We start from the raw sequence: 19,503 nt of genomic DNA, 5'->3' as shown, positions 1-19,503 counted from the left end.
TATCAACCTTTTGGGATGCTCCGATATTCGGTCGGCGAGCATCCCATTATTTTTTTGAACAATCTTGAGAAATAATAGGGGTCCTTTATACCGACAGCTCCGGCTATTTCCTTCACGCTTTTATCCGATAAGGATAACATTTGTCCAGCTCGCTGCATCTTGAGTCTGAGATAGAACTCAATTGGAGGCACGCCAGTTTCCTTGTTGAACAAGTAAATCAAATGTTGTTTAGATAAGCCTAAATGACGTGCTAATTCCGGAAGCGTCAGAGACTCTGTCATACGATCCGTCATGAATTGCACAGCTTGTTCCAAATAGCGTTCACTTTTATTATCCTGAAGTGTATGCATTAAACTAAATCCTACGTGACTAATTAAATGGCGGATACACTGGGATACATAAATCTGATTGTTCATGGCATACGGTTTATCTGATAACATGTCGTAACATTGTTCAAAGTCATCGACCCACCTAGAATGCAAGTTTAATGTAAAAGGGAGGGGCCCCGCATCTAAAGAATAAGCTCGAATAAGAGATTCTGCGTCTGTCCCTGTAAGGTGCATCCAATAAATGGTCCAAGGATTTTCATGAGATGCACCATATCGATGCGGGGTGTCCGCTGGAATAACGATAAGTTGTCTGGGTTGAACTGGTACGGATTTATTGGTTTCCACCCAGCCTTCTCCTTTGACACAATAGATGAGGATATGAGATTGAGATCCTTTGGGTCTTTGTCTGTAATGAAATTTTGCAGCAGGAAAAAAGCCGATATCACTTATATGGAAGTGACGTGTTAATGCATTATTTTGTAATTCTTTGAGCACAAATTCGGGTTGTATAAAAATCTTTTCCTCTTCAAATCCATCTGACTTCAATTTCCGGTCCGCCTCGAACATATACATCCTCTTCTCTAAGAATATTATTAAATATTATCATGGAATTGTAGAAATCAGTAACTTATAAGCTTCTCTCCAACAAGGCACCAACTTGTTTAGCCATAACTTGTGGTGGATTGGCATCTCATTTTTGATCAAACATTTAATCATATTATTTCGTTTATACTACGAAGGCAATCCTGTATTGATAACGAACTTGAAAGAAGGGATATAAAACTGAAAAAGCCTATTATGTTAATGAGTAATTTAATTCTATGTGGTGCCATATTGGCGGCATGTGGATACAATGAGCCGACAGCTCCTGTTACTCAAGGAAGTGAATTTCAAGAATATACTCCATCAATGGAGACTGATATATCAAGTGAATTGAAATCCCAGTTTCCCGATAATGGATATAGTATTGAACTTGACACAGTTCAAGAAGAACTCTCAGTTCGAGCCCAAATTAACACAGATCACGGAGTTCTTTCCGTTGTTTCAACAGGCACAGAAGAAGTCGGCCATATAACAACGCCGAGTGTTTTTGGAGCTGAAGGAGATGTTACCTTTAGAGGGAAGTACAATGTTGTGCTAAGTACCGACGGCTCTGCACAAGTGATTAAAGAATTTAAAGATCTTATCTTTGTACAGAAATCTGATGAGCCAATCACGTTTGATGTAATTCCTTTTGAGAAGGCAGAGGTATACTTATTAACTCCTGAGTACATGGCAACGAGGGGAACGAATTCATATGTATTTGGAATTAATAAAGAAAATGGAGAAGCATTTCCCATTACTTTTAATTACGGCAAAAATGTAAGAGAAGCCATTAATTACGCAGTAGATCACTTCCCGCAAAATGAAAGCGAAAAATTGGTTGTAATGACTAGAAATAATGAAGGAGAGAATCAAGAGTCTGAAATTAAAAAATTCACATTTACCTTGGATTTAGATAATAAACAATTCATCTTAGAAACGGATACATAGCTATATTAACAAACGCCGGACTAGACTAGCGTACGATGAAACTTTGGATTTAGCATTTTCGGGATGCGAACAGCCGGATAATATTCTGGCAAAATATAAGTTTGCGAATGCTTCTGGACCATGGTTTATCAAGCGATCGAAGACTGACAATTGACAAAGGTTATTCCTATAGATATAATTACCAATAATTTCAAATCATTTAAATGTGCTGATTAGAATTAGTAGAAGCCATGAGACCTTTCAGAGAGCCGTTGGTTGGTGCGAAACGGCAGGTTCGATTGCTTTGAACTCGTCTATGAACAGTTTTCCTGACATGTAGGGGAAACCGGGTTTCCGCCGTTACAAGGATAGATGGTGATGGCCATCGAAGGAGTTCATTTCACCCCAGTGGAATGAAATTAGAGTGGTACCGCGGGTTCAACCTCGTCTCTATTGCAGAGACGGGGTTTTTTTGTTGGCGAAATTCCGGGTTTCGCCAACCCCGCTTGATATAGATATTCCATTAGATTAAGAGGAGGAGCTCAACTGATGAAGCGTAACATTATTGTATTAGACACCACTTTACGTGACGGTGAGCAAGTGCCAGGGGCCAAATTGAACATGCAGCAAAAGGTTGAATTTGCACAGCAGCTAAAGCGCCTGAAGGTCGATATTATCGAAGCCGGATTTCCGGCATCTTCCCAAGGGGATTTTCAAGCGGTGAGGGAAATTGCCCGTACGGTGGGAGATAGCGTGTCGGTCACGGCACTTGGCAGGGCAGTAAAAAGTGATATCGATGCCGTCTACGAGAGCATCCGCATCGCGCAGCAGCCGCTCATTCATATCGTGCTGGGATCCTCGAATATTCATGTGGAGAAGAAATTCAACCGCTCCAAGGAAGCTGTCCTGCAGATGGGTGTAGACGCAGTTCGTTATGCCAAAACCTTGCTGCCGCAGGTACAGTATTCAACCGAAGACGCATCGAGAGCGGATTATGAATATTTGTGGATGATGATCGAATCGGTCGTGAAGGCAGGAGCAACGATCATTAACGTGCCGGATACGGTCGGATATGCGGAACCGGATGAATTCGGCGAGTTGATCCGCAAGCTGAACGAGCGGCTTATGAATCTGAATCCTGAGGTCTTACTTAGTGTGCATTGCCATAATGACTTGGGATTAGCAACTGCCAATACACTAAGTGCAATCAAGAACGGTGCAGGAAAAATCGAATGCACGATCAACGGCTTGGGCGAACGGGCGGGCAATACTTCGCTTGAAGAAGTTGTCATGGCACTCAAGGTTAGAGAAGCGCGTTACCAATGCGGCACGAACATCCAAACCACCGAGCTGCTGCGAACGTCGAGGCTGTTGACTTATTTGACGGGACTGGATGTCCAAGTAAACAAGGCTATCACCGGGGAGAATGCTTTCGCCCATTCCTCGGGTATTCATCAGGATGGCTTGCTGAAGGATAAACAGGTATATGAGATCATGTCGCCGGAAGAAGTGGGGGCAGATAGTATGGAGTTGATATTAACGGCTCGATCAGGCCGCCATGCATTCAAGCATGCGGTGCAGCAGCTGGGCTTCGATCCCGGTGAAGGCGAGGAGCTGGAGCAGCTGTTTCAGCGTTTTCTTGAATTGGCTGACGCCAAGAAGGAAGTATATGATCATGATCTGTTCTATTTGGTATCGGAGCATCGAGAGCAATCGGCAAGCAGCCGGCAGCTCTTTGAACTGCTATCGTTCCAAGTCGTAACAAACGATGAGTGTCCAACCGCAGCATTCACGCTGCGCAAAGGCGATTCGGTAATGAGGGGCAGCGCCGTCGGCGATGGTCCCATCGACGCTTTGTTTCGCGGGATAAAAGCACTGGCAGAGCTGGACGTCAGCTTGAAGCACTATAAGATCAACAGCATTTCTAGAGGCACCGAAGCGGTTGGACGGGTCAACATTCAGCTTGAATATGGCGGCAAGACCTATGCCGGCCGCGCGATGGATACTGATATTATCAAAGCCAGCGCTCAGGCGTTCTTGAACGGAATAAACGCTGCGCTGCTGGATACGGTATACGCTCAAGAGGATTCCGCGAGCGGTGAGGTCATGTTATGAAAATATTTGTAGCTGGAGCTGCAGGTGTAATTGGACGGTTGCTTCTACCCAGATTAGTGCAGGCTGGACATGAAGTCATTGGAATGACCCATAGACCGGAGCGCAAGCCATTCATTCAAGCAATGGGGGCAAAAGCGGTCATTGTTGATGCATATGAACGGAATGATATTCTAGCTGTTATCGTGGAAGAACGTCCCGATGTTGTCATTCATCAGCTTACTTCGCTTAGCAATTGGGATCTCGAGGAGAATGCCAGGATACGAATAGAAGGGACCAGAAATTTGGTGGATGCAGCCAAGGCTGCAAATGTTAGCCGATTCATTGCACAAAGCATCTCTTGGGCTTATGAGCCAGGTGATCATCCTGCTTCGGAAGAGGTTCCCTTGGATGTTCAGGCACCTTTGCCGCGGAAATCAACTATTGATGGTATTGTTGCACTTGAAGAGGCCGTAGCTGAAGTGCAGAGCCACGTAATTCTCCGGTATGGAATGCTCTATGGACCTGGAACCTGGTACGACAAAAAAGGAGTTATGGCAGAAAAAGCGCTGCAAAGGCAGGTCCCTGCAACCGACGGAATTACTTCCTTCCTGCATGTGGAGGATGCGGCAAATGCAGCTATGCTGGCATTAGAATGGCCTAGCGGCCCGGTAAATATCGTGGATAATGAGCCTGCTGCTGGAATACAGTGGCTGCCAGTTTATGCTGATGCTCTGCAAGCCCCTTCCCCGGAATATCAAGCGAAAATCGACAGGGGCGCGCGCGGGGCATCGAACTCCAAAGCGAAAAATGAATATGGCTGGGTTCCTAAATACCCGACATGGAGATCCGGATTTGCACAGAGCTTGAGATCACGATCGTATTAAAATCGTGCTAGCGGGGGAAACGAATTCTTTTCTTTTTGGTAACGGATTGAAATTGCTCCTCTAAGTAGATCCCTTATAGCCGTGAGGTTTCCCTGCGAACGATCTATCGTGACATGGATGCAATTAATCAAGCGGGTATCCCAATTGTGTCTTTCGCCGGATCGGAGGGCGGGTATGAGATTATGCAGGGCTACCGATTGGAAAAGCAGGTATTATCTTTGGAAGATTTCTCAGCAATCTGCTCCGCCTTACGCGGAGTGCGTTCCGCGACGGATCATTTGGAAATCGATCGATTAATTGAAAGAATCGGTGCGTTAATGCCTGGGCAAAAAACATTATGTGGATCTCGATTTCAAGCCGGCACCAAACGATAAAGCGCACATGGGCCCTATACATCAGGCGATCAAAGATCGTCAATATGTTTCATTCACATACTTGGATAATAAAGGTACGGAGACGAATCGCAAGCTGGAACCGATGGGTCTTTTTCTCAAGGGATATACTTGGTATTTGTGCGGCTATTGCCTGACTCGAATGGACATCTGCGTATTTCGACTGTCCCGTATAGGAGACCTGAAGATCTTAACAGAACATTTAGTGAGACGAGACTTCACGCTGCAAGATGTTGAAGAGCAGTTTATGCACAGAGTCGATTTCAAAAAATTGCAGGTGGTACTCATTTTCCAACCCGAGATAAAAACCCGGGTGCGTGATGAATTCGGCTTCGACCAAATGATTGTAAATCCTGATGGAACCTTGTCATTAACCACCTATTTTTCATCAATGAAACGAGCGATTCAGAAAATTTTAAGCTACGGATATATGGTAAAAGTGCTGGAGCCCCCGGGATTAATTTCGAACATACAGCATCAAATTCAGATGATGGCTCAGCTCTATGAGCGATGAGAATGAAGAACCTCCTAAAAAAGCTACTAGAATGAATAGCTAATTTTGGAGGTTTTATTTATTGTGAGATACAAAGTTATGTTAATTGTATGGGATATAGCAGATAGCACGAAGGTTGAGTACTCGTTATCCGATCATGGCAAAACTCTAAGCTCGGTGTTAAACGATATGTGCAAATGGGGCTTCACGCATATCGAATTTACGAAACAACCGGAAAACGATTGAATAACATAGGGAAGCGGATATATATATCCGTTCCATATCTTTAAGCAAACTGGCTCATGCACTTACTTACGATAGCCTCGTTTTAAGATAATAACACAAAAGGCAGCGCAGCTAGGACAACTGCCTTTTGTGTATGAATATGACGAATATTTAATGAGAACAAGGTTCTAAGCCATTAAGTAGCCGTCGTAACCGGCCGGCATCCTGCTGCATACACAACACTGTTGCGGATCAATTGCCGGAAGGGCTCTGGCTCGAATGAGCGAGCGTCATGACCTGGCTGCAGGTAGATGATTTTGCTCAATCCAAAACCATTCTCCCACGCAGCGGGGTATCGACGGCCTTGATATTCGTATTCCAGAAATACCTTCACAGGAGCAAAGGGGTCGAACTCAACGACGTAAGGCTCCTCCCCCATAACAAAATCTGGTACTCCTTCAAGCAAAGGATGTGTCGGTTCTATGCCGTGGTAGCTCAAAATCTGATAAGGTGGATGTGTAATGAATTTCGCCCCTATCATCTGTGCTAATTCAGAGCTCCGCTGAAGGGAGATCCCGTTATGAATTACCAGTATGCCTCCCCCTCCTGCAACGAAGGTGATTAACCCTGCGGTTTGTTCGGTTGTCAAATCCCTCAGCCAGCAGTCCGTATAGGAAATAACGACGTCAAATTCATCTCTCGACAGCTCCTTCAAGGAATCATAATCTTCCGTAACGGTTAGATTAGTGGATTCACCGATGATCTGCACAAGCTGCTGACGAGCCGGCTCTAATGGATGCCAAACATCCACACCGTTATCACCTATTAGAAGGGCATTGATTCTTTTGTTCATTGTGTTTTCTCTCCTTTTCATGTCTAAATAATTGAAATACACTAATGATGTCGCAGAACATCGTAAAAAGACGCAGTTATGCGAGATTTTTTTTTGGAGGAATAATTATGGAGCTGGAGACATTGTGGATGGATTATCATGAGCAAATACGTCACTTTGTTCATAAGAGGATTCGTGAGCATAACGATGCTGAAGACATCGTACAGGACGTATTCATCATGGCTTCTCAAGGCTTAGCGCAGCTTAAGGACGAAGAAAAATGTCGCGCTTGGATTTATCAGATCGCTCGTAACCGAATCGCGGACTATTACCGCAGGCATAGAAGGACCGAGGAGCTGACGGACATGGCAGAGCCGGAAAAGGATGAAGCCTGCTATAGCGCCCGGGAGGCGATAGAGGGAATGAAGTCCATCTTACAGAAGATGCCTGACAAATACCGAGAAGCAGTCGAGTTAGCTGACTTAAAGGGAATGCCTCAAAAAGAGCTTAGTGAGTTTCTAGAACTCTCATATTCCGGGACTAAATCAAGAGTTCAGCGGGGCCGTGAGATGATCAAGGCGATGATGACCAGCTGCTGCGAAATTGAAACCGATCGGTACGGCAATATTATCGAGTACCGTGTTGTGAAGGACGAACCTGTGCCGGCAAGAAGAACGAAGAGATAAAGTCTGATACTCAGCTATTATGTAAAAGAAACAAGAACTTGATGGCTCCTCCGATAAGATAATTATCTAACTGATGGACCGGATACAATGTCTAAATCTTGCTGTCTTACTCCGTATTCCTATGTCCCGTTAAAGGTGTGTGATAAATTAATAAAAAATAGATCTTAAAGGAGATGTGAGCTTGTTATGCATACGGTAATTGAACCCAAAATTCTTTACTTTGGCACCTCAGTCGTGCTTATAAGTACGATGAATGAAGACGGAACGCCCAATCTTGCTCCGATGTCCTCTGCCTGGTGGCTCAATCAATCGTGTATGCTCGGTATGAGCAGCAAGTCTCAAACCGTTCAGAATTTGATCCGTGAGCACGAATGTGTACTTAATCTCCCTTCCATTGACTTGATTCCTTCGATTGATCGGCTCACCCTATTAACAGGTCGTACTCCAGTACCCGAATCCAAAGCATTGAGGGGTTATACGTATGAAGCGGATAAATTCGGTGTCGCAGAGTTAACCCCGCTTCCGTCACAACTTGTCTCAGCACCACGTGTGAAAGAATGCCCTGTCCATCTGGAGGCCAAATTTGTGAAGATACATCCATTCGAGCAGCCTAGTTCCCTTGTCGCCATTGAAGTGCATATTGAAAAAGTTCATATCGAAGATTCGCTTCTAATGAATGCGAACTCAAATTATGTCGATCCTTCAAAATGGAATCCAATGATTATGAATTTCTGCGAATATTTCGGTCTAGGCGAGCAACGATCTGCATCAAAATTAGCACCGGTATTCGGACCTGAATCTGTAGAGTAGGCTTGAATTATAGCAAAGGGGGAGACTGGAATGAAGACGATCAAGTGCATGATGGATCACCTGTACTGGGCAGATGAGCAAATAATGGACGCGCTCGAGGAGAGTGAAATGAAGGAAAAGGACCTTCTGAAGCTGGTTCGTCACGTCGCGGTCGCAGAGCAAGTCTGGCTGTCCCGATTACAGGGAAAGGGCAGTGCGCAGTATTCCTTATGGGAAGAAGAGGAAGATCTTACGGCAATCCGGACAATGTTCAAAGAAAACGCCGAGCAATATCGTGTCTATATCGAAGGTCTCGAGGAATCGGAGCTGGACGAGATGATCAACTATACGAACCAGGCGGGAATTCCATTCAGATCGTCTGTCCGGGACATATTGTTACAGGTTCTCTTGCATGGGCAATATCACCGGGGACAGATCAACCGGGCACTTCGGAGTGAATCGGCTGAGCCTGTCCAAGTCGATTACATCACGTTCGTGAGGCTCTAGCACGATCTATTTATTCATTAACCAATCATTAATTGTGAATTTGTTAAATCGTTATTTTCTTACATTCAGAATAATAGGAGATAAAAGCGATGGGGAGATTAGAAATTGTAAAAGCTAAATTTGAAGATGGCAAAATAATATCATTATTAATACAAGAGTCCTTTAAGCGACAAGCTGAGTTATTAAACATATCCGAGTCAGATTACCCAGATTATGTTGCATTCGAGACTGAAGAAATGGCTAGAAATAGAATTGCTAACACGCATGTGAAAATTTTATTTATAGATACTGAGCCTATGGGAACAATTGGTTCGTATATGGTGGATGAAGTCGGATATATTGAAAGACTAGCTATTCTTCCAAGATTCCGCGGGAATGATTATGGTAAACGCTTATTGGAGAAGACAGAAACGGAACTATTCAATAGTGGATGTAAGGTTATCAATTTATCGATTGTTGCGAGTTTTGATAGATTACAAAAATACTATGAGCAAAATGGATATCAGTGTAATGAGAAAAAAAGATATCCATTCTTACCCTTTGATGTGCAATATTTAAGTAAAAACATCAAACAACCAAACTTACGTTAACTACGTTTACTCGGCAGGTATTACTGCTTTTTTAATGTGTCGGTACAAGCTCTTGTCTTAAACCAAGGAGAAGAGCTTGTACCCATTGCCGATTAGGTATATAACTGATTGGTTTGACCTTTTTAACATTAAAAAAGATTTTTGGTAATTTTCTGAGTTAGATGCTCAATTCTCGGTATCATTGCGGCATCATCAACTAATGAAAGTTTATGAGTTTTAAACAGTTGAATTTTCTTCAACTGATAATAATCGTTTAGAATTTGTTGAACAGTTAGTTGGTTTAACATTAGATATTTAATATCTAACATTCCTCTCAAAATTTCATCCTGCATAATTAAAAGTTTACCGTTCAAATCATTAAAAATCCCTTTTTGAATTCCTTCCTTGTAAAAAGCTAATATTTTATCTTCACGCTGCTTTACAGCAACCTCAAATCGACCGTAACAATCTGGGTAACTAGTTTCGAGTTCTTTAATGAAGACATCCGAGAAGTATACGATTAGAGAGACAGATTGTTCAAACATTTGCTGAAACCGAGCACCGTAACTTTGTTCTGAATCCATCGAATTAAATGTTAAATCATTCATGTATTCTATAAAACCATCAACTATGAACCCGATAATCTCTTCTTTTGTAGAAAAATACTTATATAAAGTTGCTCGGCTTATTTCCATTAATTTAGCTATTTCATCCATTCGAACGGATTGAAGCCCATGCTTACGCAAATAAGGGAGCAACTTCGTTATATACTTAGCTCGATTTTGATACTTCTTATCCGGCTTATTTACATGGTTGTTCAGATTATATTCCCCCTCAACTCTATTATAACCTGAATTATAGCCATGTATATAATTAAGATACAAAGTAGACAAAAAAGATATAATTTGTTTACCTTGTAAAAATAATGTGATATGCTGTTTCTCGAAATTAATTAATCCATAGAGAGGATAATTCAAATGAGAACGCAGAAACTTGGAAACAGTGATCTTTTCGTTTCATCGATCGGTCTGGGTATGATGGGAATGTCTCCGGGTACCTATGGGACTATAAATGACGAAGAGTCAATTAAGACTGTTCATCGGGCCTTGGATCTAGGTGTAACGCTTCTTGATACAGCTGATACTTATGGCAATGGACATAACGAGGAACTACTGGGAAAGGCACTAAAAGGTAGAAGAGAGCAAGCTATCGTCGCTACTAAGTTTACGTTCGGACCGAATTGGGAGTTTATCGGAGGACACCCTGATTACGTAAAGAAAGCAATTGATGAAAGTTTGAGACGCCTCAATCTCGATTACATCGACTTGTATTATCAACATCGTGTCGATCCAAACGTTCCGATTGAAGAAACAGTAGGTGCGATGGCTGATCTAGTTAAAGCGGGCAAGGTTCGCTATTTAGGACTTTCAGAAGCAGATCCGGCTAACATCCGTCGAGCACATTCGGTGCATCCAATTTCTGCTCTTCAAACGGAATATTCTTTATGGAGTCGAGATGTGGAAGAAGAAATTCTGCCTACTGTAAAAGAACTGGGCATCACATTTGTGGCTTATAGTCCTCTGAGTAGAGGGTTCATCACAGGTGAACTTCGAAACTTTGAAGATTTTAAAGCTGATGATATGCGTCAATATTTACCGCGCTTCCAAGGTGAAAACTTCCAAAAGAATGTTGATATCGTGGACAAACTTAAAGAAATCGCGCAAGAGAAGAATTGCTCAGTTGCACAACTAGCGATCGCTTGGACGATATCTAAGGGAGCCGTACCAATTCCAGGTACGAAGCGCCGAACATATTTAGAAGAAAATGTAGGGGCAATTGAAATTGAGCTTACTACAGAGGACATAAAACGAATTGACGGTGTTAGCCCAACTGCGTTTGGTGGGCGGTATTGATCGGGATTATATTTATGATTACCTGTTTCAGGGTGATTTTGTCTACAAAATGCAGTAAGATAGGACATGCTTCAATTGTATACAGAATAGATAAGGACCTCTCACCATGATGGTGAGGGTCCCTTTTTTTGGATTGATATAAAGAAGTGAAATTCCGTTAAGTGATTGTAAGACCTCCACTTGCATATCCCGCAACAGTTGTAGCCACATCAATTCCGGCAGTGACTGATGCTGAGAAAACCATAAGCAGTCGGTCACCGGCGGTAACAGGAATACTCAGCCCTGTAGTTAAACCGCTGGATATCGTGCCCAGTGCCAGGACGCCGGTCAGTGGTGGGGCCAAGGTTACCACTGCACCCGGTACAGCTGTAAAGGTGTTATCAGGTGTAGTCGAACGGAATAATTGTGCTGTAATAGTTACTGTAGATCCAACCAAGCTAAGTCCAGCTGTTGTACTGAAATAAGCGGCCAGTGAAGTAATCGTTCCTGCACGGGGTGCCGAGAAGGCAAAGTTAAGCAAAGTGCCTGCTGCGCCTGTGAGATCAATAATCCCTCCGGTAACACTTACCCCTGTAGAACTGCTGCCAAAACCAACTAAGCTGGAGGTATTCAATAGTCCACCTAACACAGTAGTCAATGCAGCTGGAAGTCCTGATGCATAAGGAATGATTGATCCAGAACCTGCCGCTCCCGTGGCTCCCGTTACACCTGCTAAGCCCGTAGCTCCAGTTACCCCTGTTGCACCAGGTAATCCGGTAGCTCCAGTAACTCCCGTTGCACCAGTTAAACCGATAGCTCCAGTTTCTCCAGTTGCACCTGTTGAACCAGTGGCCCCGGTTACTCCTGTTGCACCAGGTAAGCCCGCAGCTCCAGTTTCTCCTGTTGCACCTGTTGAGCCAATGGCCCCGGTTGCCCCCGTTGAACCTGGTAATCCGGCAGCTCCAGTTTCTCCAGTTGCACCTGTTGAGCCAGTGGGCCCGGTTACTCCCGTTGAACCTGGTAATCCGATAGCTCCAGTTACTCCTGTTGCACCTGTCGAGCCAGTGGGCCCGGTTACTCCCGTTGAACCTGGTAATCCGGCAGCTCCCGTTTCTCCTGTTGCACCTGTCGAGCCAGTGGGCCCGGTTACTCCCATTGCACCAGGTAAGCCCGTAGCTCCGGTAGCCCCAGTTACGCCAGTAGCTCCAGCGATGCTTGGAATTTCACCCAGCAATTCAGAAGAAACCAAACGATGGGCTGCTACCAAAGAGCCTGTACTGCTCTTACCCCATACGGATACTTGAATAGGATCATTCAGCGTCGCAGTTGTAGTAAAAGTAAACTCGAACGCATCAAAATTAGCAAAATAGTCATTGTTCATTACTTCATTTGGTGCAATGTTAATTGACTCACTGACATACAAAGTCCTCATTCCACCATCCATGTAATACCCTTGAATGAGTACAGATGAAGCTGTTATATCGCTGCGGTTATCAATGCTGATGGTAACTAACTGAGTCGGTCTTACGCCGTTTACAGCATTATTCTCTATCGGCCCTGTTGATAAAAAGCTCATCGTTACATCTCCTCTTTTGAGTAGATTTTGTCTGTTAGATGTCCTTAAGTGTTTTTTCGTGCACTACCACACGATGTGCTTCAACCAATTGTCCAGAAGCTTGTTTACCCCACACGGAAACTCCTACTTCTTCCAAGCCTTCCATGCTTGTTTCAAAAACAAATTCATACGCATCTAAATCCGCAAAATAACTTCTAGTCACTACTTCGTTAGGTGCAATACTGATGACTTCATTCACATACAGTGTTCTCGATGTACCAAGCGCATACCCCTGGACGGATACGGTTAGAGAGTCCACTGCAGCACGACTTACCAATCTAATTGTGACCTGTTGTGTCGGTCTAACCCCGGAAACGGGATTGTTTTGTACCGGCCCCGTTGATAAAATAGCCATTTCCCCATCCCACCTTATATGACCACTTATACTAGCTGTATTTGCTATTAAGCCACATAACAGTATTATTCAAAGAATAAACCAGCGGTGTGGACTGAAATACTGGAATATTTGAATATCCGCAATTGAGCGGAGACTTCAATAATGTGACATCTGCAGGGAATGATATCAATTTAGAGCACTCTGTGAGAAGCCCAACGCGATTTAATTAGCTATGATATAAAGACAAGGAGGTAATGATATGCACGCTTGGGAAGCAATAGATAAGACGCTGACATATATTGAGGAACATTTAACAGAAGAGATTCGTACAGAAACGCTGGCTGATGCAGCCTGTCTTTCACCGTTTTATTTTCAACGATTATTTAAGCGATTAGTAAGAAAACCGGTACAGGAATATATAAAACTCCGCCGCCTGGCCAAAGCAATAAATGCACTGAACAATCCAAAGCTACGAATTCTGGATGTTGCATTAGAATACGGATTCTCCAGTCATGGAAACTTTTCGAGAGCATTTAAGGAGATATATCAAATGACTCCCGAAGAATATAAGAGGGATCTGCCGCTCTTAAATACCTTCAACAGACCGGAAATTTCAGCTCATTATGTGCTGGTTGATGAAAATGTCCCTTTGATCGTAGGGAATATGGTTATAGAAATTCAAAAGAAATTACTGAAAGAACCTGAAGTATACTTTGGCTTAGAAGCAGAAGTAAATATTGCAAATCAGATTCCAGTTGGTGAAAGTACGGGGATTGATATTCCGGGACAGCTGTGGAGAGCATTTCAATCCCAGAAAAATGAGATAGCAGATTCTATTAACGGTGATGTTGAAATGGCAATGTCTCATATGGCGAACCTAGAAAAAGGAACCTTCCTTTACTTTGTCGGTGGATTAGCCACATCAACGAATAGAAGTGTAAGTGATGATATCGTTAAACAAATTCTTCCTGCTGGCGAATATGTTGTATGTAGGATTGAAGCAGAGTCCTTCGAAGAGCTTGTTACCACCGCATTGAATCAGGCAAATAAATATTTGTTTGAGACGTGGTTGAGTAACCATGAAATCGAAACACATCCGTTCTCTGCCGAAAAATATTACAAGGAAAATCCAGAAATGAACTGTATGGAAATTTGGGTGCTTCGTTTGTGATGCTAGATAAAATAGTTACAAAAAAGTTAAGAAATTATAACAAATTTTCAGTATTTATTTTTGACACTTCAGCATGTGGTAAGTAAATCCAACTAAAAAGATACTAAATGAAATATAGATATATTGACCTAATATAATTCAGGTTGATATTTAATGTTAAAGATATATTTAATTCTGATATTTAGCTAATAATTAGCCTTAATATATAAAAAAACATTTAGTTCATAGATTTTTTTGTAATAGTTGTTGTAGTTATATTCTACTATGTAAAGTGTGGGTGTTTTAAGTCCTAAGTCCGATGAAATTTAGCTATATACTAGAATACAATGAGTTCAGTTTATGGCTTTTGAAGGATTTAAAACTTAACAAACCTATTACATCAGGAGGTTCTACAACATGAAGGTTACAAAAATGATACTATCTGGAGCTGTTGCATCTGCATTGCTCTTCGGCTCAGTAAGCCTGCCAGTATTCACAAGCCAATCTTATGCAGCAGCAACAACCAAAGAGGTGCTATACGGAGTTAACCTGCGAGAGACAGCAAGTACTTCTTCTTCTGTTATTCGATTGCTTAAAAAGGGCGAGACAGTTACCCTGCTAGGCACTTCCGGCTCTAACTGGATTAAAGTTAAGGATACAAAAGGAAACACGGGATATATTTCGTCCTCCTCTAAATATACACAAACTGTAAATGGAAGCAGCTCTTCAAGTAATGAAAGCAGCTCCAGCGAAGGCTCTGTTTCAACTAACACCAGCTCAACGGTAGAGAAAGTCATTTCTGCTGGCATGAAATATCTGGGAACACCGTATGAATACGGTGCATCACGCAGCAGCACAAATACATTTGACTGTTCTTCTTTTGTGAGACAAGCATTCATTGATGGAGCAGGAATTACCCTGCCTTCAGATTCTCGTAAGCAAGGAGCTTACGTCAAAAATAAAGGAAATGCAAAATCCAGTATTTCTTCCTTGAAACGTGGAGATCTGATGTTCTTTATGTCTTATAAAGGGACAAGCAAATCAGCTTATTCCGGTATTAACAAGAGCTCAGCTACAATTACACATGTTGGAATTTATCTTGGTGACGGCAAAATCCTGCAGACTTATTCAGCTGAATCCGGCGGAGTAAGAGTCGACTCCATTGAAGGAAAGCATTGGGAATACCGGTTCCTATTCGGTGGCAGTGCATTGTAATCATGATCTTAACATACTAGCCTTTTCCTTAGGGAAATGGCTTTTTTATTGGTTTAGGAACGGAAACGGGTCATAAGTTGTATTTTCTTATTGCGTATTCTAACATTGAGCATAACAAAGGCTACAATTTCATAGCTGATTTCATTAGGAGAGTGAGTCATCGTGAGTATATCTGAACGTATTTATGGCAGCACAGAACGATTAATTTTAAGGCAATTCTCAGAACAAGATATTGAGCCCTTTTATTCGTACCGCACTAATCCGGTTGTGGCTAAATTTCAACCATGGGGAAACTATCAATATAACGATGCAGTATCGTTTGTTAGACAGCAAATAACAAATGTGCCAGGTCAGCCCGGTACCTGGTTTCAATTTGCCATTGTTTTGGTTGAAACGAATCAATTCATTGGAGATTGCGCTCTACATACACTCTTGGATGAGCCTCGAATTGTTGAAATTGGTTTTACGCTCGCTGAAGAGCATCAAGGAATGGGCTATGCCGGTGAGGCGATTAAACTTTTATTCAACTTTGTGTTTGAACAACTTCATAAACACAAGGTTATCGCGTTTACCGATGTTAGAAACGAAGGCTCAATTCGTCTACTTGAACGGGTGGGTATGAGGAGAGAAGGTCATCTTTTGGAAAACTATTACTCAAATGGACAATGGGTCAACGAGTATCAATATTCGTTACTTCAGTCCGAATGGATTAATTTGAAAAAATAAAAAAAGCGCTACCTAAACTGATAATGTCATAAACCTTTAATTCATAACAATTGACCGTGAGCAGATCAAAGACCCGCTGACGGTTTATTATGCCTTGGGAGCAGGATTATGTCTCTGTGCGTCGTTATACGATCGAAAATGGTTTTATGGACCGGAAGGATGATTGAAGCTTGTATTGGATAAAAGGATAACAGGAGGTAAAACATGCTGACACTAGTAGAAATAAGCGAAAATTTGCTGCAGGCAGAAATGGAGATTTTGAACTCGGATCCGTATTTTAACCGTGTATCGTTCGATTCCGAAGTAATGAGTCCGGAGGATCTGGCACGAGATAAAGAAAACGGTGCGAGGCTAGGGGCTGAACGGTTTCTGGTTCGGGAGGGAGAAGGGTTTGTCGGAATATTAGAGTTTATAATGTTAAACCCCAGCGATAATTGCCCTTGGCTTGGTCTGCTGCAAGTGGATAAAAGGCTGCAAGGTCAAGGATACGGTTCTCGAATACTTGGGCTTTACATGGAAGAGATGAGGAGACGGAACGTCGCTGTATTTCGAATCGGTGTTCTGGAAGGAAATGATTCGGCGCTTGGTTTTTGGCGGCAACAAGGCTTTGAAGATGTAATCACGGCTAGAACTGTGGTCAATGATCGTGAGAAAACAGTATTCGTAATGGAGAAAAAAATAAATGAACAAGGACAATATTAGACCCATTGAAAGTATGATGTTAAGCGTACTGGAGATTCGTTTCAATGACCTGAAAAGGTCTGCAGGCTGGTCATTCAATCGCGAGGTCATCAAATGAAGCCCATATTCTTTGGTATTGCTTCGGCCTTCTTTTTTGCTTTTGCATTTGTTCTTAATGCTTCTATGGAGCTATCGGGCGGAAATTGGGCTTGGAGCGCTTCGTTGAGGTTTCTTTTTATGCTTCCTATATTGCTGTGCATCGTATTCATTCAAAAGAAATGGCTCCCTCTATGGGCTGAAATGAGGAGACAACCGAGAGCCTGGCTTTTGTGGAGTACGGTAGGTTTTGGATTGTTTTACGCACCTATATGTTTTTCAACCGCATATTCACATGGATGGCTTATCGCAGGTACATGGCAAGTGACCATCATCTCAGGTATACTGCTTACTCCTTTTTTTAGCGAGAAGGTATCCTCTGAAAAAGGATTAGTAAACATTCGATACAGAATCCCTATTCAAAGTCTCTTCATGTCGTTATTCATCCTGTTGGGAATAATCTTAATGCAAATCGATCAAGCCAAGACCATATCATTTCATCATCTCCTTCTAGGAACAATCCCCGTTCTGATCGCGTCATTTGCTTATCCTTTGGGGAATCGTAAAATGATGGAACTATGTGAAGGGCGCATCGATACGATTCAGAGAGTACTGGGAATGACGATTGCAAGTCTGCCTGTCTGGTTGATCCTATCCTTGTACGCCCTGTCTAGCACAGGATTGCCGAGTTTGGAGCAGAGCCTTCAATCCTTACTGGTTGCTCTGTTTTCCGGTGTTATCGCTACCATCTTATTCTTCAAGGCTACCGAGATGGTGCGAAAAAACATGCGAACGTTGGCGGCAGTTGAAGCTACTCAGTCGATGGAACTACTTTTTGCATTAATTGGAGAGATATTGTTTTTATCACTTCCCTTACCCTCTCTGCTATCTTGGTGCGGTATAATCATTGTTATGCTTGGAATGATATTGCATAGTTTTGCTGCTAATAGAATGAAGTGAAGGCTATAGACAACTAAATAAGCTTAAGAACTCATGCAGTACCTGAAGAATACAAGCAGGTACTGCTATTTTTTTCTTAAGTCTTACTTATTGGACTTAGATATTACGAGTAAAGATACGTCCCCATTGTGGAATAAAGGAATAAATGTCTAATGGATACTTAATGCTAATTTCATGAAGATAAATCCGTTGTTTTAGATAATTACAAGGAAATAAAAAGTTTTTTATACTCAAGTGAACGAATTCGTGAACCTCTTCGTAATATATTTGATTCTGCTGATGTGGTCATACAGCAAACATAAATCAAGGAAAGGAGCAGTGACTGCAGTTGGATGAGCTTAAGCAAATAAAACGCGCGCAGCGTGGGGATCGACAGGCGATGGCACAGCTGCTGCAGACCCACTACTCCTTCTTAACAAAGTATCTCATTAAAATGACGATGAATCCGGAGCAGGCCGAGGATGTGGCGCAGGAAACCATGCTGAGGTGTATTGAGAAGATTCATCAATATAACGGAAGATCGAAGTTCTCTTCCTGGTTGATTACGATCGCTACCCGGATTTATATCGACCAGATGCGTCGCACCAAGGTAGAGAAGCAGTGGAGGGACCGGGAGCAGGCATTCCGGCGAACGGAGTGGCAGATGAAAGCTCAGCAGGAGGAATGGACTGATGCGATGCAGGCTTTGTCCAGACTGGGATACGAATGGCGACTTCCGATCTTGCTCAAACATTACTACGGTTATGCCTATGATGAGATTGCCGTCATGATGGACATTCCGCCGGGGACGGTTAAGTCCAGAATCCATCATGGATTGCAGCAGTTAAGAAAGGAGATGGCGACTGATGAAAAGGAATAAAGGAACGCAGGAACGATCCGCCAATCTGAATGAGCAGGATCCTACGTATGGCGAAGGCTTCCATGAAGTATCCGCAGAGGATCAGGCTCTGATTGCCGAGCTAGTGCATGGGTTCGACCAGATGGAGCTAGCCATTCGCAAGCCGGAGCCGCCGCCACTGCATGAGCTGGAGCAACTTGTCGCAGCGGAGCAGCAAAGGCTCCGCAAACGCACAGGACTGGAAGTTGCCCTGTTTTTGATCATTGCTCTGGCTTTAATAGGAAGCAATATGCTCTTAGCATCCATGAACATCGTTATATTTGTCGCCATCCAGGGGCTGGTCTTCGTTGGGGCGATCGCGTTTGCTGTACGATTTTTTTATCGTTCAAAAAAGAAGGTGAGATCCGGCCATGCATAAAACAAATCTAGAAACGGTTCCCGTGTGGGCCTTATTACTCGTCGCCTGCATCCTGCTGATTCAAAGCCTATTTTTATTCATCCATTCCCGCCGTCATACGAAATACTACTGGATCTGGGGAATCGTGGGGCTGATCCAGGCTCCGGGACCGCTTATTGCGTATTGGTTTGTTCATATTTATTGGCCTAGGAGAAAAGAACATCTGAAGAGAGGGAAAGATCGCAGTAAACCAAACAAGTAAAAGGGGGAAACACTCATGGATA

25 protein-coding genes and 1 other annotated feature are annotated in these 19,503 nt (G+C 42.9%); of the genes, 20 read left to right on the top strand and 5 right to left on the bottom strand.

Going from position 1 to position 19,503, the window contains the following annotated elements; translation table 11 throughout:
* Positions 1-2: 2 nt before the first annotated feature.
* A complete protein-coding gene (locus TCA2_RS12200) occupies positions 3-875 on the bottom strand; it encodes an AraC family transcriptional regulator (protein ID WP_238546369.1) in 873 nt (290 codons plus the stop codon).
* Between the two features lie 258 nt (positions 876-1,133).
* Here TCA2_RS12200 and TCA2_RS12195 point away from each other — a divergent pair, with 258 nt between their 5' ends.
* The 6 genes from TCA2_RS12195 (at position 1,134) to TCA2_RS26935 (ending at position 5,950) form a co-directional block, all read left to right on the top strand.
* Positions 1,134-1,862, top strand: coding sequence for a hypothetical protein (locus TCA2_RS12195; protein ID WP_047911867.1), 729 nt, complete (start codon positions 1,134-1,136; stop codon positions 1,860-1,862).
* 199 nt (positions 1,863-2,061) lie between these two features.
* Positions 2,062-2,296: a binding site (T-box leader), on the top strand.
* A 94-nt stretch (positions 2,297-2,390) separates the two neighbouring features.
* Complete coding sequence (locus TCA2_RS12190) at positions 2,391-3,956, top strand: 2-isopropylmalate synthase (RefSeq protein ID WP_047911866.1); 1,566 nt, start codon at positions 2,391-2,393, stop codon at positions 3,954-3,956.
* Positions 3,953-4,819: an NAD(P)-dependent oxidoreductase gene (locus TCA2_RS12185; protein ID WP_047911865.1), complete on the top strand. Its 867-nt coding sequence runs from the start codon at positions 3,953-3,955 to the stop codon at positions 4,817-4,819. Before TCA2_RS12190 ends, TCA2_RS12185 begins: the two co-directional genes overlap by 4 nt.
* Before the next feature lie 113 nt (positions 4,820-4,932).
* A complete protein-coding gene (locus TCA2_RS27575; RefSeq protein ID WP_238546368.1) occupies positions 4,933-5,193 on the top strand; it encodes a hypothetical protein in 261 nt (86 codons plus the stop codon).
* Positions 5,159-5,725 carry a YafY family protein gene (locus TCA2_RS12180; RefSeq protein ID WP_238546367.1) on the top strand — a complete coding sequence of 189 codons (567 nt, stop codon included), beginning with the start codon at positions 5,159-5,161 and terminating at the stop codon, positions 5,723-5,725. The genes TCA2_RS27575 and TCA2_RS12180 overlap by 35 nt, the downstream gene beginning before the upstream one ends.
* Before the next feature lie 78 nt (positions 5,726-5,803).
* The gene (locus TCA2_RS26935; RefSeq protein WP_370510354.1) at positions 5,804-5,950 is read left to right on the top strand and encodes a winged helix-turn-helix transcriptional regulator; all 147 of its coding nucleotides are present in this window, start codon (positions 5,804-5,806) and stop codon (positions 5,948-5,950) included.
* A gap of 175 nt (positions 5,951-6,125) precedes the next feature.
* Here TCA2_RS26935 and TCA2_RS12175 read toward each other — a convergent pair whose 3' ends face one another.
* Positions 6,126-6,782: a ThuA domain-containing protein gene (locus tag TCA2_RS12175; RefSeq protein WP_047911864.1), complete on the bottom strand. Its 657-nt coding sequence runs from the start codon at positions 6,780-6,782 to the stop codon at positions 6,126-6,128.
* A 107-nt stretch (positions 6,783-6,889) separates the two neighbouring features.
* On the opposite strand from TCA2_RS12175, the gene sigZ reads away from it, so the two are divergent.
* The 4 genes from sigZ to TCA2_RS12155 all read left to right on the top strand — a co-directional run bounded on the left by sigZ (position 6,890) and on the right by TCA2_RS12155 (position 9,333).
* A complete protein-coding gene (sigZ, locus tag TCA2_RS12170) occupies positions 6,890-7,447 on the top strand; it encodes an RNA polymerase sigma factor SigZ (protein WP_047911863.1) in 558 nt (185 codons plus the stop codon).
* A 186-nt stretch (positions 7,448-7,633) separates the two neighbouring features.
* Positions 7,634-8,257, top strand: a complete 624-nt coding sequence (locus TCA2_RS12165) for a flavin reductase family protein (protein WP_047911862.1) — start codon at positions 7,634-7,636, stop codon at positions 8,255-8,257.
* Positions 8,258-8,287: 30 nt separating this feature from the next.
* A complete protein-coding gene (locus TCA2_RS12160) occupies positions 8,288-8,743 on the top strand; it encodes a DinB family protein (RefSeq protein ID WP_047911861.1) in 456 nt (151 codons plus the stop codon).
* An 89-nt stretch (positions 8,744-8,832) separates the two neighbouring features.
* Positions 8,833-9,333, top strand: coding sequence for a GNAT family N-acetyltransferase (locus TCA2_RS12155; RefSeq protein WP_047911860.1), 501 nt, complete (start codon positions 8,833-8,835; stop codon positions 9,331-9,333).
* A 128-nt stretch (positions 9,334-9,461) separates the two neighbouring features.
* On the opposite strand, the gene TCA2_RS12150 is transcribed toward TCA2_RS12155, so the two are convergent.
* Positions 9,462-10,070, bottom strand: a complete 609-nt coding sequence (locus TCA2_RS12150; protein WP_274359997.1) for a TetR/AcrR family transcriptional regulator — start codon at positions 10,068-10,070, stop codon at positions 9,462-9,464.
* A gap of 219 nt (positions 10,071-10,289) precedes the next feature.
* Here TCA2_RS12150 and TCA2_RS12145 point away from each other — a divergent pair, with 219 nt between their 5' ends.
* A complete protein-coding gene (locus tag TCA2_RS12145; protein WP_047911859.1) occupies positions 10,290-11,225 on the top strand; it encodes an aldo/keto reductase in 936 nt (311 codons plus the stop codon).
* 157 nt (positions 11,226-11,382) lie between these two features.
* Here the strand turns inward: TCA2_RS12145 and TCA2_RS12140 are convergent, their stop codons facing one another.
* A complete protein-coding gene (locus TCA2_RS12140) occupies positions 11,383-12,780 on the bottom strand; it encodes an exosporium glycoprotein BclB-related protein (RefSeq protein WP_047911858.1) in 1,398 nt (465 codons plus the stop codon).
* Positions 12,781-12,814: 34 nt separating this feature from the next.
* The gene (locus tag TCA2_RS12135) at positions 12,815-13,174 is read right to left on the bottom strand and encodes a hypothetical protein (RefSeq protein WP_047911857.1); all 360 of its coding nucleotides are present in this window, start codon (positions 13,172-13,174) and stop codon (positions 12,815-12,817) included.
* A 241-nt stretch (positions 13,175-13,415) separates the two neighbouring features.
* Here TCA2_RS12135 and TCA2_RS12130 point away from each other — a divergent pair, with 241 nt between their 5' ends.
* The 9 genes from TCA2_RS12130 to TCA2_RS12095 all read left to right on the top strand — a co-directional run bounded on the left by TCA2_RS12130 (position 13,416) and on the right by TCA2_RS12095 (position 19,481).
* Entirely contained in the window at positions 13,416-14,327 is a 912-nt protein-coding gene (locus TCA2_RS12130) for an AraC family transcriptional regulator (RefSeq protein ID WP_047911856.1), read from the top strand.
* Between the two features lie 396 nt (positions 14,328-14,723).
* Positions 14,724-15,521, top strand: coding sequence for an SH3 domain-containing C40 family peptidase (locus tag TCA2_RS12125; protein ID WP_047911855.1), 798 nt, complete (start codon positions 14,724-14,726; stop codon positions 15,519-15,521).
* A 162-nt stretch (positions 15,522-15,683) separates the two neighbouring features.
* The gene (locus TCA2_RS12120) at positions 15,684-16,247 is read left to right on the top strand and encodes a GNAT family N-acetyltransferase (RefSeq protein WP_047911854.1); all 564 of its coding nucleotides are present in this window, start codon (positions 15,684-15,686) and stop codon (positions 16,245-16,247) included.
* Positions 16,248-16,336: 89 nt separating this feature from the next.
* The gene (locus TCA2_RS26930) at positions 16,337-16,414 is read left to right on the top strand and encodes a DUF2087 domain-containing protein (RefSeq protein WP_152557734.1); all 78 of its coding nucleotides are present in this window, start codon (positions 16,337-16,339) and stop codon (positions 16,412-16,414) included.
* Positions 16,415-16,451: 37 nt separating this feature from the next.
* Entirely contained in the window at positions 16,452-16,949 is a 498-nt protein-coding gene (locus TCA2_RS12115; protein ID WP_047911853.1) for an N-acetyltransferase, read from the top strand.
* Between the two features lie 93 nt (positions 16,950-17,042).
* On the top strand, positions 17,043-17,984 hold the full coding sequence (locus TCA2_RS12110; protein ID WP_047911852.1) for a multidrug resistance efflux transporter family protein: 942 nt from the start codon (positions 17,043-17,045) through the stop codon (positions 17,982-17,984).
* 328 nt (positions 17,985-18,312) lie between these two features.
* Positions 18,313-18,843 (top strand): RNA polymerase sigma factor SigY, encoded by a 531-nt coding sequence (gene sigY, locus TCA2_RS12105; protein WP_047911851.1) that lies wholly within the window; start codon positions 18,313-18,315, stop codon positions 18,841-18,843.
* On the top strand, positions 18,830-19,240 hold the full coding sequence (locus tag TCA2_RS12100; RefSeq protein ID WP_047911850.1) for a YxlC family protein: 411 nt from the start codon (positions 18,830-18,832) through the stop codon (positions 19,238-19,240). Before sigY ends, TCA2_RS12100 begins: the two co-directional genes overlap by 14 nt.
* Entirely contained in the window at positions 19,233-19,481 is a 249-nt protein-coding gene (locus TCA2_RS12095; protein WP_047911849.1) for a hypothetical protein, read from the top strand. Before TCA2_RS12100 ends, TCA2_RS12095 begins: the two co-directional genes overlap by 8 nt.
* Positions 19,482-19,503 lie beyond the last annotated feature (22 nt).

It is taken from the genome of Paenibacillus sp. TCA20 (assembly GCF_000732325.1).
Classification (GTDB): domain Bacteria; phylum Bacillota; class Bacilli; order Paenibacillales; family Paenibacillaceae; genus Paenibacillus; species Paenibacillus urinalis.
This window is presented reverse-complemented; position numbering and strand designations above follow the sequence as displayed.

Excerpts from the sequence above, each read along its gene's own strand:
- TCA2_RS12195 (WP_047911867.1), top strand. The coding sequence starts at position 1,134 with ATGAGTAATTTAATTCTATGTGGTGCCATATTGGCGGCATGTGGATAC.
- TCA2_RS12190 (WP_047911866.1), top strand. The coding sequence starts at position 2,391 with ATGAAGCGTAACATTATTGTATTAGACACCACTTTACGTGACGGTGAG.
- TCA2_RS12185 (WP_047911865.1), top strand. The coding sequence starts at position 3,953 with ATGAAAATATTTGTAGCTGGAGCTGCAGGTGTAATTGGACGGTTGCTT.
- TCA2_RS27575 (WP_238546368.1), top strand. The coding sequence starts at position 4,933 with ATGGATGCAATTAATCAAGCGGGTATCCCAATTGTGTCTTTCGCCGGA.
- TCA2_RS26935 (WP_370510354.1), top strand. The coding sequence starts at position 5,804 with ATGTTAATTGTATGGGATATAGCAGATAGCACGAAGGTTGAGTACTCG.
- TCA2_RS12175 (WP_047911864.1), bottom strand. The coding sequence starts at position 6,782 with ATGAACAAAAGAATCAATGCCCTTCTAATAGGTGATAACGGTGTGGAT.
- sigZ (WP_047911863.1), top strand. The coding sequence starts at position 6,890 with ATGGAGCTGGAGACATTGTGGATGGATTATCATGAGCAAATACGTCAC.
- TCA2_RS12165 (WP_047911862.1), top strand. The coding sequence starts at position 7,634 with ATGCATACGGTAATTGAACCCAAAATTCTTTACTTTGGCACCTCAGTC.
- TCA2_RS12160 (WP_047911861.1), top strand. The coding sequence starts at position 8,288 with ATGAAGACGATCAAGTGCATGATGGATCACCTGTACTGGGCAGATGAG.
- TCA2_RS12155 (WP_047911860.1), top strand. The coding sequence starts at position 8,833 with ATGGGGAGATTAGAAATTGTAAAAGCTAAATTTGAAGATGGCAAAATA.
- TCA2_RS12145 (WP_047911859.1), top strand. The coding sequence starts at position 10,290 with ATGAGAACGCAGAAACTTGGAAACAGTGATCTTTTCGTTTCATCGATC.
- TCA2_RS12140 (WP_047911858.1), bottom strand. The coding sequence starts at position 12,780 with ATGAGCTTTTTATCAACAGGGCCGATAGAGAATAATGCTGTAAACGGC.
- TCA2_RS12135 (WP_047911857.1), bottom strand. The coding sequence starts at position 13,174 with ATGGCTATTTTATCAACGGGGCCGGTACAAAACAATCCCGTTTCCGGG.
- TCA2_RS12130 (WP_047911856.1), top strand. The coding sequence starts at position 13,416 with ATGCACGCTTGGGAAGCAATAGATAAGACGCTGACATATATTGAGGAA.
- TCA2_RS12125 (WP_047911855.1), top strand. The coding sequence starts at position 14,724 with ATGAAGGTTACAAAAATGATACTATCTGGAGCTGTTGCATCTGCATTG.
- TCA2_RS26930 (WP_152557734.1), top strand. The coding sequence starts at position 16,337 with ATGCCTTGGGAGCAGGATTATGTCTCTGTGCGTCGTTATACGATCGAA.
- TCA2_RS12115 (WP_047911853.1), top strand. The coding sequence starts at position 16,452 with ATGCTGACACTAGTAGAAATAAGCGAAAATTTGCTGCAGGCAGAAATG.
- TCA2_RS12110 (WP_047911852.1), top strand. The coding sequence starts at position 17,043 with ATGAAGCCCATATTCTTTGGTATTGCTTCGGCCTTCTTTTTTGCTTTT.
- TCA2_RS12100 (WP_047911850.1), top strand. The coding sequence starts at position 18,830 with ATGAAAAGGAATAAAGGAACGCAGGAACGATCCGCCAATCTGAATGAG.
- TCA2_RS12095 (WP_047911849.1), top strand. The coding sequence starts at position 19,233 with ATGCATAAAACAAATCTAGAAACGGTTCCCGTGTGGGCCTTATTACTC.